Genomic DNA, 1,088 nt, shown 5'->3' on the forward strand with positions numbered 1-1,088 from the left:
AAGGAAGGGCCATCCTATTCCGCCTTGCGCGGCCCTACCATTGCCGCCTGTGGAGGCGATTGTCATGTGGCGGCCCGTGTCATATGGCATCCTCGATCCACCCGCGCGCCGTGTCCCCCACCCCTCGCGGGCAGCCGGTCCGCGCCGTTGGGATGACGCCGCAGGCCGTGATCTTTACCCTTTGATCAGCGTGGCAAGCTGCGCCTTCGCTCTTTGCCGCTTGATGGCGGCCGCGCCTAACCGGCAGGGTGACGCAATGAGGCAGCGCCTTCGTAGTCATGCGGCTTCGAATAAAAAAGAAGGCCATATAACATGCGACGCGCTAAATGATTCGCAGCCTGCATATACGGATCTTACTGCCCATCGTTTAAGAGTGAGAGGAGTGTGAGGATCCGTCGATAGAAATGAACCCTACCTATACACCGTACATCACAAGCTCAGCGCCCACCTAGCAGAGACCGGCCATGGCTACCAGAAAGAAAGATTCATCTACCAGTTCGTCTATCGATGTACGCGGCAATGGCGATGAGCTTCACCAGCAGGCTGGGGGCTCGCATCCGGTTATAACGACGAACCAAGGCTTGGCCTTGAGCGACGGCGAAAACTCGTTGACAGCGGCTCCCCGCGGTCCAGTCTTGCTTGAAGACTTCATTCTTCGCGAGAAAATTACGCATTTCGACCACGAACGGATTCCCGAGCGCATTGTGCATGCGCGCGGGTCGGCCGCCCACGGCTACTTCGAACTAACCGAATCGCTCGAGGAGTACACCACCGCGCGCGTACTTACCGAGGTAGGGATGCGCACGCCTGTCTTCACCCGCTTCTCCACGGTCGCCGGTGGCTCTGGATCGGTGGACACGCCGCGCGATGTGCGTGGCTTCGCCGTCAAGCTATACACGAAGGAGGGCAACTGGGATCTGGTCGGGAACAACATTCCCGTGTTCTCTATCCAAGATGCGATCAAATTTCCTGACTTGATCCACGCGGTGAAGATGGAGCCCGATCGCGGGTTCCCGCAGGCGGCTAGCGCGCACGATACGTTTTGGGATTTCATCTCCCTCACCCCGGAAGCCTTCCACATGATCATG

The 1,088-nt window shown here is 58.6% G+C and carries 1 protein-coding gene; it reads left to right on the forward strand.

All coding sequences use genetic code 11. The features are described 5' to 3' along the window. Positions 1-464: 464 nt before the first annotated feature. Positions 465-1,088: catalase (locus VI08_RS19890; protein WP_157130531.1), on the forward strand; the 624-nt coding region annotated here is incomplete at its 3' end.

Source organism: Luteibacter yeojuensis (assembly GCF_000964085.1).
Lineage (GTDB): Bacteria > Pseudomonadota > Gammaproteobacteria > Xanthomonadales > Rhodanobacteraceae > Luteibacter > Luteibacter yeojuensis_A.